Genomic DNA, 14,468 nt, shown 5'->3' on the forward strand with positions numbered 1-14,468 from the left:
CAGATGGGCCCGCCGGGCTGAGCGGGCTACAGCCCCTGCTCGACCATGTCGATCACCCGGGTGATCAGGGTCTGCTTGACCGGGTCCGGCAGGGCCCGCAAGGGCCCGTCGATGAACAGCTCCGCCAGCCCGTGCACGGCAGACCAGGCCAGGAACTCCGCCGCCGGCCGGTGCTCGGTCGACAGCAGGCCCTCGGTCACGAGATCGTCCAGCGCGACGGTGAGCAGCTGGAACGGGGTTAGGCCGCGCTCGCCGGCGCGCGCGGAGCTGGTGGCACTCTCCAGGTCCGACGACGCCGAGAACGCGGTCTGGAATCGGCCTGGCTCCTCGAGGGCGAAGCGCAGGTAACCGGTGCCAACGGCGCGGAAACGCAATCGGGCCGCGTCCGTCGCATCCGTGGTGTGGATGCGCGCCTGATCGGCCTCGATCGCCCGCGCCACCAAGGCCTGGCAACTGGAGCAGACGGCGTCCAACAGCGCCTGCCGGTCGGCGAAATGCCGGTACGCGGCGCTGGGCGTCACCCCGGCCCGCCGGGTGGCCTCACGCAGCACGACGGCGGATGGCCCGCCCTCGCCGGCGAGGTCGACGCCGGCCTCGATGAGGGCGCGGCGCAGGTCCCCGTGGCGGTACGAGGCCCGCGCCGGAGAATCGCCGAGACCCGTTGTCATATCGCATCCATTTCGTTACGATAAAAGCTTACATGTGCACAACGTACACATATCAGTATAGCCATCCGACGGCAGGGGCATGGCATGACAATCATCGAAGCCTCCGGGCTCACCAAGATCTATAAATCCAAGACCGGACCGGTGCACGCGCTCGCCGGACTCGACCTGACCGTGCCGCGGGGCACGGTCAAGGCGATCCTCGGGCCCAACGGCGCCGGCAAGACCACGGTGGTCAAGATCCTGACCACCCTCATCCGGCCCGATACGGGCACCGCGATCGTCGACGGCATCAACGTGCTCGACGATCCGAAGGCCGTGCGCAGCATAATCGGGGTCTCCGGCCAGTACGCGGCAGTGGACGAGAACCTCACCGGCTTCGAGAACCTCGAGATGGTGGGCCGGCTCTACCACCTCGGCGGCGCGGCCTCCCGGCGGCGGGCGCAGGAGCTGATCGACCTGTTCGAGCTCACGGCGGCGGGCAACCGGCCGGTGAAGGGTTTCTCCGGCGGCATGCGGCGACGCATCGACCTGGCCGGCGCCCTGGTGTTCAACCCCAAGATCCTGTTCCTCGACGAACCGACCACCGGGCTCGACCCGCGCAGCCGGATAGCGCTGTGGGGCGTGATCAACAAGCTCGTCGACAACGGCACCACGGTGCTGCTCACCACCCAGTACCTCGAGGAGGCCGACCAGCTGGCCGACAGCATCGCGGTCATCGACTACGGCAAGGTCATCGCCGAGGGCACCTCCGACGAGCTGAAGGCGCAGATCGGCGGTCACCGGGTGGTGATCGCCCTGGTCGACGCGGCCGACGCCGACACCGCCCGCGAGGTGCTGGCCCGGTACGGCGCGGGCGAACCGCAGGTGTCCAGCGACGGCCGCGGCATCGACGTGGCCGTGACCGACGGCCCGCCGGCGCTGCAGCATGTGCTCGCCGACCTGCGCACCGCCGGCATCCAACTGCACGACGCCGGCATGCGCCGGCCCACCCTCGACGACGTGTTCCTCAAGCTCACCGGGCACAAGGCCGACATGGCGGTGGGCGAGAACGAAGACGACAAGATGGAGAAGGTGAAATGACCGCCACCGCCACCAGACCCGCCCCGGCGCCACCCACCTGGAACCCGCTGTCCCTGTGGTACTCGGACGGCTGGACGACCACTAAGCGCAACCTAATCAAGATCAAGCGCACCCCGGACATGCTGGTCTTCGCCGTGATTCAGCCGATCATGTTCGTGCTGCTGTTCAGCCAGGTCTACGCCGGCGCCATCGCGGTGCAGGGCACCGACTACGTGCAGTTCCTGATGGCGGGCATCTTCGCCCAGACCGTTGTGTTCGGCTCGACCTTCTCGGGATCGGCCATGGCCCAGGACCTGAAGGACGGCATCATCGACCGGTTCCGCAGCCTGCCGATGAGCTCCTCGGCGGTGCTGGTCGGCCGCACCAACGGTGACCTGGTGCTCAACACCATTTCGATGATCATCATGATGGCCACCGGCTTCCTGGTGGGCTGGCGGGTGAACTCGTCGGTGGGCGAGTTCTTCGCCGGCCTCGGGTTGCTGCTGCTATTCAGCTACGCGTTCAGCTGGGTGATGGCGCTGCTGGGAATGAGCGTGCGCTCGCCAGAGGTGATCAACAACGCGTCGTTCATCATCCTGTTCCCGATCACCTTCATCTCCAACGCGTTCGTGCCGATCGAGACCCTGCCGGACCCGTTGCGGATCTTCGCCGAACTCAACCCGGTGTCCGCGCTCGTGCAGGCCGCCCGCGAACTGTTCGGCAACGAGGGCAGCGCTCCGGTGCCGGATGTCTGGACGCTGCAGAATCCGGTGCTGACCGTTCTCATCGGAGTCGTTGTGCTGCTCGTGGTGTTCGTGCCATTGTGCATCCGTAAGTTCGCCTCGATCAGCTCCCGCTGACCGGGTCCACGCACGAGAAAAAAAGGGGCACCCATGCCGACCATCGATCTGGACTACCTGCACGGATTCAGCGGCTTCGCGGTACCCGACATCGAGGCCGCCCGCACCTTCTACCGCGACGTGGTCGGCCTGGAAGTCACCGACGGCGGAATGGGACTGCTGCGCCTGGTCCTGCCCGGGGGAGCCGACGTGATTGTGTACCCCAAGCCCGATCACGTGCCGGCCGGGTTCACCATCCTCAACCTCGCGGTGGCAGACATCAACCAGGCCGTGGACGTGCTGGCCGAACGCGGCGCGCAATTCCTCCGCTACGACGGGTTCGAGCAGGACGAGCGGGGGATCGCGAACGGCGACCCGCGGATCGCCTGGTTCACCGACCCGGCCGGCAACATCCTCTCCGTGCTGCAGAACTGAGCCGGTGGTGACCGATCGGGGAGCGGATACCGCGACAACACCGGGCACCGGCCCGAACCCCGCAGCGGCGACGCCGTACGACGTGAAGCGCGAGCTGCGAGCCCTGTACGCCCCGAAGAACCGGGACTGGGAAACGCTTGTGGTGCCGCCGCAACGCTTCCTCGCCGTCGACGGGTCGGGCGACCCGAACACGGCGACGGCCTACGTTGAAGCCGTCGAGGCGCTCTACGCGGTGGCGTACACGGTGAAGTTCACTAAGAAGCGCGGCGGCGGCCGCGACCTGGTGGTGGGCCCGCTTGAGGGGCTCTGGTACGCCGACGACGCATCCGTCTTCACAGCACGCGACAAGGCGGCGTGGAGCTGGACGATGTTGATCTCCGTGCCCGATTGGGTAGGCGACGCTGACGTCGACGACGCCATCGCGGCGGCGCGCACCAAGAAGAAGGCGCTACCCGCCCTCGACCGGGTGCGCATCGAGCGGCTCGACGAGGGGCTCTGCGCGCAACTGCTGCACGTGGGCTCGTACGACGACGAGGCCCCGGCGCTGGCCCGGCTGCACGGCGAGGTGCTGCCGGCCGAGGGCCTGCGCGAGCGGGACCGGCACCACGAGGTGTACCTCGGCGACCCCCGCAAGACCGCACCGGAGAAGCTCAAGACTGTGGTGCGGCAGCCGGTGTCGCGAGTGTGATTCCGCGAGTTGCCCACCTGTGGACGAGTTGCCCCGGTGTGCCGGGGCAACTCGCCCGCAGCGGGGCAACTCGGCGTCGGGTCAGCGACCGCCGCGGCGCTTGCCGGCCTGCGGGCTCGGCGAGTTGCGGGTGCGGCCGGCGCTCTGCGTCTTGCGCGGGGTGGCCGGCTTCGCGGCGGCCGCGGCGGCGCGCACGGCCTTGGCGGCGGCCTTGGCCTTCGCGGTCTTCTTTTCCTTCTTCACGGGCTCGTCGCCGGCCGCCACCGCGTTGGTGCGCGAGCTGTCGGGGGTGCGGCCGCGCACGATGCCGATGAACTCCTCCACGTCGGGGGTGGTGTCCACCGTGCGCCAGGCCAGCGCGATGCGGCTCTCGGCGGTGTCCTCCACCGGCCGGGACACGACATCCTTGCGGCTGTGCAGGCGGGCCACCGAGTGCGGCAGGATGACGATGCCCACGCCGGCGGCGACCTGTTCCATGGTCTCGTCCATGTCGCGCATCGGCGGAAGCGGTCGGCGGCTGCCGTCGCGCACTTCCACGGCCGCGTCGCGCCACTCGGGGACCTCGTCGGGATCCTGCAGCAGGTGCTCGTCGACCAGGTCGGCCACGACCACGCTGTCGGCGTCGGCCAGGAAGTGATCCTTGGCCACGACTACCACGGGGATCTCGTTGTACAGGTTGATCAGGCTCAGGCCTTCTTCGTTGATCGGCAGGCGCACCAGGCTCACGTCGGCGCGGCCGTCGCGCAGCACGGCCTCCTGGTCGGCGATGCTGGTGCGGAAGACCGAGAATTCGACCTCCGGGCGCCGCTCGGCCCAGATGCGGGTCCACTTGGTGGGGGTGACCCCGGCGACGAAGGCAATGGAAAAGGTCACCGGCATCCTCTCGTGTGCAAAATCAGTGGGTGGTGGCTGCGCGGGTGGCTGGGAAGAGCCGGCGACAGGCCGTTTTGGCGGCGTTCGGGCGCAGGACACCGAAACCATAGTGCTCTCAGGCTATACGCTGGAACTATGAGCGAGAAGAAGCCCCAGACCATGAAGCCGGCCACGGCTGCCCAGAAGCTCGGGATTCTGCTCGAAGCAGCACCCGAGGAGTTCCAGTCCACGCCGGTGGCCCGCACCGAACTGGCCGCCCTCGAGGCGAACCCGCCGGAGTGGCTCACCGAGCTGCGCGCCAACGGCCCGCACCCCAAGCAGGTCGTCGCTGCCAAGCTCGGCGTGTCGATCTCGGGCCTGGTGCGCGGTGAGGTCTCCGAGCCGCTGACCAGCGCCGAGATCCAGGCACTGCTGCAGCAGCCGCCGGCGTGGCTCGTCACCGAGCGCGCCACCCAGTTCGAGGTGCGCGAGGAGCAGATCCGCGTGAAGGACCGCGACGCCGAGAAGGCCCGCAAAAAGGCGCACGCCGAGCGCTTCGCAGCCCAGAACGAGAAGGCCGCCCGCAAGCGCTCGTAGCTCGCCGACTTTTCATCGAGTTGCCCCGCCCCGGACGAGTTGCTCCGTTGGGACGGGGCAATTCGTCCGTTCGGGGGCAAGTCGGCGTCGGGCCTCCGCGCCCGCGCCCCGCCGCGCCGGGCCGGCGCCGGTCAGGCGGTCGGCACCGCGGGGGTCGCCGGAGCCGCGTACTGCTGGCGCAGGAACTCGACGATCTCGCCGAGTTCGGCCTGCGAGATGGAGTGACCCATTCCCTCGTAGATGCCCTCGGTGAGCGTGGAATGCCCCGGCAACCACGCCTGGGTGCGGGCGACCGCCCCCTCGGGGATCACGGGGTCCAGAGTGCCGCGGCCCCAGAACACTGGCGGCGCCAGTTCAGCGAGCCGTGCGTCGCCCGGATGCGTGCCGCTGCCGATGAACCCGGACAGCTGCACCGCGAACGCGAACCGTTCCGGTGCGTGCCGCATCAGCTGCAGCGTCATGGCGCCGCCCTGCGAGAAGCCGAGCAGGCCGATGGAGGTGGGCTGCTCCGGCAGGGCGTCGAGCCACTCGATGATGCCGAGCGCGGCCGCGTCGAGAGCGTCGCCGACCGGGTCGCCTGGCACGCCGATGGGAAACCACGACCAGCCCTGGCCGGCTTGCAGCGGTGCGCGAAGCGCCGCAATCGTCGGCTGCAGCGGCAGGTGCGGGGCGAGCGAGAACAGGTCGCCTTCGGTCGACCCGTAGCCGTGCAGCACCAGCAGCAGCGGGCGCCCCACCCGGTCGGGGGCGGCGGCCGACCACAGCACGGCAGTCGGGTCGATCGGCTCGGGGCGGATGCTGTTGGCCATAGTCGGTTCCTCACATTCAGGTCGATGCAGGGCAGCGTCGACTCCCTCAATCCTTCCACGCCCGTGCGGGCTCCCGAGGTCTGGTGGTATCTCGCGAACTGAGAGCTAAGCCCCACAAACGCGCCAGGGGTGGTGCTTAACTCACGGCTCGCGAGGGCCGAGCGCGCGGACTCGCGGACCCCGGTGATGCATCCGCGGCTCTCGTGAGTGAGAATGAACTATGAGCGTGCGCACCCCTGACCCCGATCCGGACTGGACGCCTGGCGGGGACGACGCACCGCCGGCCAACACGAACCCGGGTTGGCTGAGCGATGTCGAGCTCGCCGAGATCCGCCAGCGGCTGCCGCTGCTGTATGTCGAGGCCGTGCCGGTGCGTGTTGACGGGCTGGGCCAGGTCGTCGAGGTGGGCGTGCTGCTGCGCGCCACCCCCGAGGGCAAGATGACCCGCACCCTGGTCTCCGGCCGGGTGCTCTACGGCGAGACCCTGCGCGACGCGCTGTTCCGGCACCTCGAGAAGGACCTCGGCCCGATGGCGTTCCCGCAGCTGCCGCCGAGCCCGGTGCCGTATTCGGTCGCCGAGTACTTCCCGATGCCCGGCATCACCGCGTTCACGGATGACCGCCAGCACGCCGTGTCGCTGGCCTACGTCGTACCCGTCACCGGAACCTGCGACCCCCGCCAGGACGCCCTCGAGCTCACCTGGATGACCCCGGAGGAGGCGGCCACCGACGCTGTCTCGGCCGAGATGGAAGGCGGCCGCGGCGGCCTGCTGCGCATGGCCCTGGCTTCGGTCGGCGCCCTGCGCTGACCGCGGTGTGCGGGCATCCGCGCGTTCATTTCGCATCCGCGCGCTCACCCGCATCCGCGCTCACCCGCTCACCGGCATCCGCGAGCTGTGACTTAAGCACCTCCGCGCGCCGAATCCTGGGGCTTTTCTCACAGCTCGCGAGAGATGCGCGTGCGCCCCTTCCGCGAGCTGTGAGTTGAGCACCTTCGCGGGCGAGTTTTTGGGGCTTTTCTCTCAGTTCGCGAGGGGGGACAGGCTCAGGGTGTCGAGGAACAGGCGCGCGAAGCGCGGGGCGTCCACGTCCAGCGCCACCTCCACGACCTCCCAGCTGCCGGCCGTGCCGTGCAGGATGTCTTCGCCCACCCGGCGGCGCTGGTCCACGATGGTCTGGCCCCGGCCGTACCCGGTGAGCTCCACCCGCACGGGCATCAGCCGGGTGGTCAGCGCATCCGGGTCGACCAGAGCGCAGAGCGCTCCCGCGTCACCGATCAACCCGGTGTACTCGGCCGCGCTGTTCTCGCTGCGGGCCACCCGGTTCGCCAGCAGCGCTCCCACCACCCGTCCGTAGCCGGAGTCGCCGGTCTCCAGCGCGGTGGCCACGTCGCGGTCCACGCTCACCTGGTTGAAGACATCCAACCCGTACATGAAGGTGGGGATGCCCGCGTCGAGCACGATCGCGGCCGCCTCGGGGTCGTGCCACACATTGAACTCGGCCACGGCGGTGGCGTTGCCCACGCTGGCCGAGCCACCCATGAACACGATCCGTTCGATGTTCTCGGCGAGGTCGGGGTACTGGCGCAGCAGCAGCGCCAGGTTGGTCTGCGGGGCCAGGGCCACCACGGTCACCGGGCGTTGGCTCTCGGTGATGAGCCGGCGCATAAGCTCCACGGCGTTGACCGGGGCGGGCGTGCGCTCGCACGGCGGCAGATGCACGGTGCCCAGCCCGCCCTCGCCGTGCACGTGCGACGCGCTGCGGGCAGGTGAGATCAGCGGGCGGCGGGCGCCGGCGGCCACGGGGATGTCGGGGGCGCCGGCGACGTCGAGGATCCGCAGGGTGTTCTCCACGACCCGCTCGAGCGAGGCGTTGCCGGCGACACAGCTGATGCCGAGCACCTCGATGTCGGGGTGGGCGACGGCGAACAGGATGGCGAGGGCGTCATCGACGCCGGTGTCGACGTCGAGGAGAACGGGGATCGTGGGCATCCGTCGATTTTACGGTGTCGGGCGTCGCGGCCGGGGGCGCAAAAGCCCGACCCCGCTGGGCGGGATCGGGCTCGGCTCGGGGCCGGGGTGAACGAGCGAGGCTAGCGCTCGAGGCGCACCTCGCGGAACGGTTCGCCGAGGACCTCTTCGGTGCGCTCCTGGCCGTCGGGCAGGTAGCCGTTGCGGGCGTAGAACCGGTGCGCGCGGGGGTTGTCCGCGGCGACCCAGAGGTAGGTGGGGCCGGGATCGACGACGGCGTCGAAGAGTGCCTGGCCGATGCCGGAACCCTGGTGGGCCTGCAACAGGTAGACGAAGTAAAGCTCGTGCTCGGTGGGCCGGCCGGCGTCGCGGCCGGGGCCGCTGCCGGCGAAACCGACGATCTCGCCGTCGAGTTCGGCCACGACGTGGCGGTAGCCGGGGCCCTGCACCGAGAAACGGCGCCACATTTGGGCGAGGCGTTCTGGGTGCAGTTGCGACAGCGCAGCCTGGCTCAGGATGTGGTCATAGGATTCGTGCCAGCAAGTCGCGTGGATGCGGCCCAGGCTGTCGGCATCCGTCTCGGTGACGGGCCGAACAACAACGGTGGTGTTCATACCTCGACCATAACCCCGCCCGCCGACCCCGCCTGACCACGCCGAGCTATGCGGGTCAGGCGCCCCTATGCGCCTGGCGCGCCACCCGCGCAGCGGCGCCTGACCCGCCTTGCGGCCCGCGGCGCCTCCGGAAGGACGAAACGGGCCGGCTCCTGGAGGAGCCGGCCCGTTTCGGGTGGTGCTGAGCGGATGCTGCGGGTTGACTAGCCCTGCGCGCGGCGCGGAGCCGAGCGGCGGGCGCCGCCGCCGGTGGAACCGGAGCCGCGCACCAGTCCGCCGACCTGCAGGCCGCCGGAACGGCCGGAACCGCCGGTGCCCGAACCCGAACCGCCCGTGCGGGGCGCGTGGCTGCGGCCGGACGAGGCCGGACGCTCGGTGCGGTCGCGACGAGCGCCACCGGCGGCAACGGCATCGCCGCTGCGGCCGCCACGGCCACCGGCGTCGCGCGAACCGCGGCCGCCGTTGTCACGGTCGTCACGGTTGACGCGCTTACGCTGGGCGTTGGCGCCCTGCGAGCGGCCGCCCTGCGACTGGCCCTGCTGCTGCTCGACACGCGGCACCGGCTTGACGTATGCGGCCACGTCACCGGTGAGGGTGATCACGGCGGGCGACGACGCGTTGACACGCTGCGGGGTCACCGTGATGGCGGCCTTGCGCAGCAGCTGGTCGGTGTCGCGCTTCTGTGCGGGCAGCACGATGGTGACGACGTCACCGGCGCTGCCGGCACGGGCGGTGCGGCCCGAACGGTGCAGGTACGCCTTGTGCTCTGCGGGCGGGTCCACGTGGATGACGAGTTCGATGTCATCGACGTGCACGCCACGGGCGGCAACGTCGGTGGCGACGAGCACCTTCACGTCGCCGGCGCTGAACGCGGCGAGGTTGCGGTCACGGGCCACCTGCGACAGGTTGCCGTGCAGGTCCACGGAGGGGATGCCCGCATCGGTGAGCGCCTTGGCCAGCTTCTTAGCGTGGTGCTTGGTGCGCATGAACAGGATGCGGCGGCCGGTTCCCGAAGCGAGCTTCTCGATGAGTTCCTTCTTCGATTCGGCGGTGTCGACCTCGAACACGTGGTGGGTCATCGCGGAGACGTGGCTGGTGGCCTCGTCAACGGAGTGCAGAACCTCGTTGTGCAGGAACCGGCGCACGATCTTGTCCACGCCGTTGTCGAGCGTGGCGGAGAACAGCAGGCGCTGGCCGCTGGACGGGGTCTTGTCCAGGATGCGCGTGACGACGGGCAGGAAGCCCAGGTCGGCCATGTGGTCGGCCTCGTCGAGCACGGTGATCTCGACGGAGTCGAGGTTCACGAAGCCCTGCTTCATGAGGTCCTCGAGGCGGCCGGGGCAGGCCACGACGATGTCGACGCCGGCCTTGAGCGCGGCGACCTGACGGTTCTGCGAGACGCCGCCGAAGATGGTGGTGGTGTTCAGGCCGTAGGCCTCGGCGAGGGGGGTGAGCGCTGCGGTGATCTGGGTGGCCAGCTCGCGGGTCGGCGCGAGGATCAGGCCGAGCGGGCGGCCCGGGCGGCGCTTGCCGCCGGCGAGCTTGCCGCCGAGGCGGGACACCATCGGGATGGAGAAGGCCAGGGTCTTGCCCGAGCCGGTCTTGCCGCGGCCGAGGACGTCGCGGCCCTTGAGGGTGTCGGGCAGGGTGTCGACCTGGATCGGGAACGGGCTGTCGATGCCCTGCGAGGTGAGCACGGCAACGAGGGGAGCGGGCACGCCAAGCGCGCCAAAGGAAGTTTCAGACAAAGTGGTGCCTTTCAGGGCATCAGTCTCCTCGCTCGAACCGGTGACGCACAAAGCGACGGCCGGAGCCAGGAGGATTCACATGGCGAAGGTGCCGATGGGCACATCCGTTCGCCGTAAGAAAGTGTCATTCGAAAAATCGAGTGGGCTGCGATCTCGTACGAGTCATACTCGGGCGAGGCGGCCATCGATAAGAAGAGGGCGTTCTACGACGCAGTGAGCGCAACTACGCACTCACAAGTACCCCTACTCTAGCGGATGCTGTCAAGCGCGCAGCCAGAATCCAGCCTTAATTAGCGGCGACCGGGACTTTCGACTCTAGTTTCTGGGCAGGTACAGTTCGCCGACCGGCACCTCGATGGTGACGATGTTGCCGGCCTGCGGCAGCGGGCAGGCCCACATCGGGTCGTACGCGCAGGACGGGTTGTAGGCGAAGTTGAAGTCCAGGATCAGGCTGTCGTCGCCGGTGCCCGGGCCGAGGTCGGCGCCCTTGATGGTGTCCAGCAGGTAACGGCCGCCGCCGTAGGTGCCGCCGGACTTGCCGGCCAGGGCGTCTTTCAGCGGCAGGAACAGGCCGCCGCCGTAACTGGCGAGCCGCCAGACGTCGAGGGAGCCGATGTAGGGCAGCCGCACGGAGCCGACGAGGTCGAACGGCACGACACCGTCGGTGCCGGTCTCCACCTTGATGCGGTGCGGTTCCGGGGCACGGTGCACCTCCACCTCGAAGCGCCAGTCCGGGTCGTACGCGGCGACGGTGAGGCCGGTGAACGCGGCCCGGTCGTCCGGCAGCAGCGGCGATGCCGGATGCCCGGCGAAGAGTTCGTCGCGTCCGGAGCGCCAGAGTTCGTGGCCGGCGGACGGGTTGCGCGCGCTCAGTTGGCGCACGCCGCCGTAGAGCCCGAAGACACGCCGGCGCCAGTCGGCGATCTGCAGGGCTCCGATGGTTGTGCTCATAGTGTCAGGCTAGCCCGTCGTCCCCGTCGGGGCCCTCGGCCGCGCCCGCAGCCACGAATGCGGGATCGTCTGCTCCTAGGTCGTACTGCCAGGTGGGCGCCAGGGCCTTCAGCCGAAGCATCCGCAGTTGCCAGAACGCCCACAGGCCGGGCCACACCGCGAGGGTCGCCGGGCCGGCGGAGAAGATCAGCTGGTCGCGGTAGAGGGTCTTGCCGGTGCCAGCGGGGTCGGCGGAGATGGCCATGCTGTGGTCCCAGTGCGTGACGGCTTTCATCGCGCCGGAGACGCCGTTGCCGGTGTCGTGCACGATGCGCACGCCCGTCTTGGTGGTGCGCATCTCGAGCCGGATCATCTGCTCGCCCAGCGGCACCAGGCCCAGACCGCTCATGGTCACCGGATGCTCGCCCGGCGTCCAGCGGGTGGGGAAGCCATCTTTTTCGAGGGAGGCGATGCTCATCAGCGGACCGCTGACCTCGCGGAACACCGTGGGGCTGGCCAGGGCCCGCCAGGCGGCATCCGGGGTGCAGTCGAGGATTTCTTTCAGCAGTACGCGCATGCCCTCAGTCTGTGCTGTCGGAACGATACAGTACAACTAGTACGTGGCGATTCGGTACTGGCTCGGGGTGGTGCAGCAGGAGTATGTGCAGCGCAGCGTCGCCATGGGCCTGGCGCAGATGAACCACGCCGCCCGCGAGATCCTCGAGAGCATGAACGAGTCCGACGGGCTCGTCTACTACTCGCCCAAGACCGAGTTCGAGGGGGAACGGCTGCGACAGTTCACCGCGATCGGCTACGTGAGCGACAACGTGGTGGTGCAGGTGGGCGACTCCGGCAGCGAGTACCGGCCCTGGCGGCGGCGGGTGCAGTACGACCCGGCTGCCGAGCCCGCGTCGATCCGGCCGTTGCTGAAGGTGCTCGACCTCACCCGCGACGACCGCGACTGGGGCCTGAAGCTGCGCCGGGGCCTGCTGGAGATCAGCCGGCACGACTTCGAGCTGATCCGCGCGCAAATGCGCCGGCCCAGCGCCGACGACCGCCGCCGCTCCTAACGCCGAGTTGCCCCCTTCCGGACGAGCTGCCCCGGCGTATCGGGGCACCTCGTCCGCAGCGGGGCAACTCGCGCCAGACCGGCCAGCTTCGGTCAATAGGATGGCGGCATGACCGATGCTCTGTGGTGGCTGCCCTCCGTCGTGGTCCTCGGCATCGTCGTGGGTGTGATCGCGCTGCTGGTGACCGCATCCCGGCGCAAGGCCCGTGGTATCCGGGCGGCCGAGAAAGCCGAAATCACCCAGCGGGCGCGCGCCGCGGCGATCAGCCTGGTGCGGGCGGATGACCTCATCGAGGCCGCCACGGACGAGCTCGGTTTCGCCATCGCTCAGTTCGGCGAGCGAGCCACCGCCGACTTCGCCGACGCTCTCACCGTGTCCAAACGCCAACTGCGCGAGGCGTTCGCGCTCAAGCAGAAGCTCGACGACGGCGAGCCGGACACCGACAGCCAGATTCGCCAGTGGACCGAGCAGATCACCCGCCTCGCCGACGAGGCCACCGCCCGCCTCGACGCGCAGACCCGCGACTTCGACACCAAACGGGTCGTCGAGCAGAACGCTCCGCTGCAACTCGAACGACTGCGCCGTCGCCTCGACCGGGCCACCGACCGGCTGGCCGGCGGCGCCGCCACCCTCGACCGCCTCGCCACCAGCTACTCCGCGTCGGCGCTCGCCTCGATCAGTGGCAACGTCGAACGCGCTCGCACCGCCATCGACGCGGGCCGCCGGGCCGCGGATGCCGCCGACGCGCGCCTGGCCGCCGGGGCCACGGAGCCCGTCGGCGAGCAGGTCAGCGCCGCAGAGCAGGCCCTGTTCACCGCGACCGCGCTGCTGGACGCCATCGAAACCGGTGAAGACGAGCTGCACGTGTGTTTCGCCAGCCTGGGCACGGCCCTCGCCGCGGCCGAGACCGAACTCGCCGAGGCGCGCGCCCTGCGCGACGGGCACGAGGAGTCCGACGCCAGCGCCGACCTCAACCGGGTGATCGCCACCGCCGACACCGTGGTCGCCGAGCTGCGCCGCCCGGGCCGGGTGAGCGACCCGTCCGCCGACGTCGCCCGATTGCGCGAGGCCCTCGACGGCCTCGACGTCACCCGCTCCGAGGCCCGCAACCGGCAGTTGCGCCTCGACAACGCCCGCGAGGCGTACGTGGGCGCCCGGCTGGCCGCACGCAGCCAGATCGGCATCACCCGCGACTTCATCACCGCCAACCGCGGCCGGGTCGGCGCCGACGCCCGCACCCGCCTGGCCGAGGCCGAACGCCAGCTCGCCCTCGCGGAGGCCGAAGCCGACCCGGTCACCGCGCTCGACGCCGCCCGCCGGGCCATGACCCACACGACCGACGCCGACGCCCTCGCCCACTACGACGCCCGCTGAGCCGCCCGCCTGTCTCCGCCGAGTTGCCCACCTGCGGTCGAGATGCCCCGGTGCGCGAGGGCAGCTCGTCCGCACCGGGGCATCTCGGGTGAACGTGCGCACCCCGCCCGGTATCCTGAGCGGGTGAGCGACGCCGAGCCCCAGATCAAGTACCAGGTCCGATTCGACTGGGGAGTTGCCGGGTTTCAGGCTCTCGCCGCCGAGGCCGACGTGGTCGTGCTGGCCGACGCCCTTCCCGCAGTGGATGCCACGCGCGGTTTTCCCACGGCGCTGGGCGCGCACACCGTGATCGTCGCCGACCTCGCCACGAGCACCCTGGTGGCCGACTGGGCACTGGCCCGACAGGCCGAGAAGGGTGACTGTTTCTCGGTGGCGGTCGTCGCGGTGGGGGAGCGTCGCGCCGACGGCACCATCCGCTTCGCCATGGAAGACCTGCTCGTGGCCGGCGCCGTGATCGACGCTCTCGCCGAACGCGGCATCGACCACTGCTCGCCCGAAGCCGCCGCCGCAGCCGCGAGCTACGTGGGCCTTAAACGCGCCGTGAAGCACCTCGTCACGGCCTCCGAAACCGGCCAGGCCCTCGGCGACGACGGCCGGGCCGCAGCCGTCGTCGCCGCGCTGGCCCCGGCAACGGATGGCGCGGTGGCCGTCGTCACCGACTTCACCTTCGCCGCCTGAGCTACTGCCGCTCCAGGGCCGCGACGGCCAGGGGTGTCAGGGTCAGTGACTTGACGACCGTACGCCGACATCCCCGCGAACCAGGTAGCGGATGTTCCGGCCACCCCGACCCCCGTCCGATCGGGTAACACCAGGCGG

At 70.0% G+C, this 14,468-nt stretch carries 17 protein-coding genes; 9 read left to right on the top strand and 8 right to left on the bottom strand.

From position 1 onward, the window contains the following. Positions 1 to 26 precede the first annotated feature (26 nt). Positions 27 to 668: a TetR/AcrR family transcriptional regulator gene (locus E3O42_RS16595; RefSeq protein ID WP_134455120.1), complete on the bottom strand. Its 642-nt coding sequence runs from the start codon at positions 666 to 668 to the stop codon at positions 27 to 29. Positions 669 to 752: 84 nt separating this feature from the next. Between E3O42_RS16595 and E3O42_RS16600 the strand changes: the two genes are divergently transcribed. From E3O42_RS16600 to E3O42_RS16615, 4 genes are read left to right on the top strand one after another with little or no spacing between them, the layout of a single operon-like run. After that, positions 753 to 1,748 carry an ATP-binding cassette domain-containing protein gene (locus tag E3O42_RS16600; protein WP_134455122.1) on the top strand — a complete coding sequence of 332 codons (996 nt, stop codon included), beginning with the start codon at positions 753 to 755 and terminating at the stop codon, positions 1,746 to 1,748. Then, on the top strand, positions 1,745 to 2,587 hold the full coding sequence (locus E3O42_RS16605) for an ABC transporter permease (protein WP_134455124.1): 843 nt from the start codon (positions 1,745 to 1,747) through the stop codon (positions 2,585 to 2,587). Before E3O42_RS16600 ends, E3O42_RS16605 begins: the two co-directional genes overlap by 4 nt. Before the next feature lie 33 nt (positions 2,588 to 2,620). Next, positions 2,621 to 3,001: a VOC family protein gene (locus tag E3O42_RS16610; RefSeq protein ID WP_134455126.1), complete on the top strand. Its 381-nt coding sequence runs from the start codon at positions 2,621 to 2,623 to the stop codon at positions 2,999 to 3,001. A gap of 7 nt (positions 3,002 to 3,008) precedes the next feature. After that, positions 3,009 to 3,689, top strand: coding sequence for a GyrI-like domain-containing protein (locus E3O42_RS16615; RefSeq protein WP_134455128.1), 681 nt, complete (start codon positions 3,009 to 3,011; stop codon positions 3,687 to 3,689). Between the two features lie 81 nt (positions 3,690 to 3,770). Here the strand turns inward: E3O42_RS16615 and E3O42_RS16620 are convergent, their stop codons facing one another. Then, positions 3,771 to 4,562 (bottom strand): LysR family substrate-binding domain-containing protein, encoded by a 792-nt coding sequence (locus E3O42_RS16620; RefSeq protein WP_166788029.1) that lies wholly within the window; start codon positions 4,560 to 4,562, stop codon positions 3,771 to 3,773. 135 nt (positions 4,563 to 4,697) lie between these two features. Here E3O42_RS16620 and E3O42_RS16625 point away from each other — a divergent pair, with 135 nt between their 5' ends. Further along, on the top strand, positions 4,698 to 5,138 hold the full coding sequence (locus tag E3O42_RS16625) for a DUF5997 family protein (protein ID WP_134455131.1): 441 nt from the start codon (positions 4,698 to 4,700) through the stop codon (positions 5,136 to 5,138). Between the two features lie 131 nt (positions 5,139 to 5,269). Here E3O42_RS16625 and E3O42_RS16630 read toward each other — a convergent pair whose 3' ends face one another. After that, on the bottom strand, positions 5,270 to 5,947 hold the full coding sequence (locus tag E3O42_RS16630; protein ID WP_134455133.1) for an alpha/beta hydrolase: 678 nt from the start codon (positions 5,945 to 5,947) through the stop codon (positions 5,270 to 5,272). 220 nt (positions 5,948 to 6,167) lie between these two features. Here E3O42_RS16630 and E3O42_RS16635 point away from each other — a divergent pair, with 220 nt between their 5' ends. Then, on the top strand, positions 6,168 to 6,755 hold the full coding sequence (locus E3O42_RS16635) for an NUDIX hydrolase family protein (RefSeq protein ID WP_134455135.1): 588 nt from the start codon (positions 6,168 to 6,170) through the stop codon (positions 6,753 to 6,755). Positions 6,756 to 6,968: 213 nt separating this feature from the next. On the opposite strand, the gene E3O42_RS16640 is transcribed toward E3O42_RS16635, so the two are convergent. The 5 genes from E3O42_RS16640 to E3O42_RS16660 form a co-directional block, all read right to left on the bottom strand. Continuing rightward, positions 6,969 to 7,937 carry a nucleoside hydrolase gene (locus tag E3O42_RS16640; protein ID WP_134455137.1) on the bottom strand — a complete coding sequence of 323 codons (969 nt, stop codon included), beginning with the start codon at positions 7,935 to 7,937 and terminating at the stop codon, positions 6,969 to 6,971. 101 nt (positions 7,938 to 8,038) lie between these two features. Further along, the gene (locus E3O42_RS16645; protein WP_134455139.1) at positions 8,039 to 8,530 is read right to left on the bottom strand and encodes a GNAT family N-acetyltransferase; all 492 of its coding nucleotides are present in this window, start codon (positions 8,528 to 8,530) and stop codon (positions 8,039 to 8,041) included. Between the two features lie 203 nt (positions 8,531 to 8,733). Further along, positions 8,734 to 10,278 (bottom strand): DEAD/DEAH box helicase, encoded by a 1,545-nt coding sequence (locus tag E3O42_RS16650; protein WP_134455141.1) that lies wholly within the window; start codon positions 10,276 to 10,278, stop codon positions 8,734 to 8,736. A gap of 315 nt (positions 10,279 to 10,593) precedes the next feature. After that, positions 10,594 to 11,229: a DUF1684 domain-containing protein gene (locus E3O42_RS16655; protein WP_134455142.1), complete on the bottom strand. Its 636-nt coding sequence runs from the start codon at positions 11,227 to 11,229 to the stop codon at positions 10,594 to 10,596. A gap of 4 nt (positions 11,230 to 11,233) precedes the next feature. After that, complete coding sequence (locus E3O42_RS16660; RefSeq protein ID WP_174844287.1) at positions 11,234 to 11,785, bottom strand: hypothetical protein; 552 nt, start codon at positions 11,783 to 11,785, stop codon at positions 11,234 to 11,236. A gap of 43 nt (positions 11,786 to 11,828) precedes the next feature. On the opposite strand from E3O42_RS16660, the gene E3O42_RS16665 reads away from it, so the two are divergent. The 3 genes from E3O42_RS16665 to E3O42_RS16675 all read left to right on the top strand — a co-directional run bounded on the left by E3O42_RS16665 (position 11,829) and on the right by E3O42_RS16675 (position 14,330). Continuing rightward, the gene (locus E3O42_RS16665; protein WP_241984892.1) at positions 11,829 to 12,278 is read left to right on the top strand and encodes an EVE domain-containing protein; all 450 of its coding nucleotides are present in this window, start codon (positions 11,829 to 11,831) and stop codon (positions 12,276 to 12,278) included. Between the two features lie 108 nt (positions 12,279 to 12,386). Further along, entirely contained in the window at positions 12,387 to 13,652 is a 1,266-nt protein-coding gene (locus tag E3O42_RS16670) for a hypothetical protein (RefSeq protein ID WP_134455144.1), read from the top strand. 123 nt (positions 13,653 to 13,775) lie between these two features. Further along, a complete protein-coding gene (locus E3O42_RS16675; protein WP_241984893.1) occupies positions 13,776 to 14,330 on the top strand; it encodes a 2-phosphosulfolactate phosphatase in 555 nt (184 codons plus the stop codon). The last annotated feature ends 138 nt before the right edge of the window (positions 14,331 to 14,468 follow it).

The organism is Cryobacterium adonitolivorans (assembly GCF_004402695.1).
GTDB classification, from domain to species: domain Bacteria; phylum Actinomycetota; class Actinomycetes; order Actinomycetales; family Microbacteriaceae; genus Cryobacterium; species Cryobacterium adonitolivorans.